The organism is Vibrio sp. 10N.222.55.C6 (assembly GCF_041473395.1).
Classification (GTDB): Bacteria; Pseudomonadota; Gammaproteobacteria; order Enterobacterales; family Vibrionaceae; genus Vibrio; species Vibrio crassostreae_C.
This window is the reverse complement of record NZ_JBFRSD010000999.1, coordinates 1-272: the sequence shown is the minus strand read 5'-3', so window position 1 is coordinate 272 and position 272 is coordinate 1. Positions and strand designations below refer to the sequence as shown.

Genomic DNA, 272 nt, shown 5'->3' with positions numbered 1-272 from the left:
CTTGCTCCGTAACAAATCATGCGCAGGTTGAAATCTTCAAGGGTGCTGAATACTTGCTTAGCGTAGCCTTTGCTTTCACTCATATTATTACCAATCAATGCCACTAAACACAGGTCATGTTCCACATCGACTGAACAAAGCTCTTCTAGCTCAAGACGTGCTGCTTCTGGTAATTCAGGAGCACCACCAGATGTATCAGTTTGATCTAGGGTGAGTGAAACACTGATCTCAGAGGTAGTAATCAGATCGACAGAGATCTTATGTTTAGCAAG

General features: G+C 43.0%; 1 protein-coding gene. It reads right to left on the bottom strand.

Annotated features, from left to right (window positions below):
• A partial coding sequence (locus AB4486_RS27250) for an ACT domain-containing protein (RefSeq protein WP_408063674.1) occupies positions 1 to 272 on the bottom strand: 272 nt, incomplete at both ends.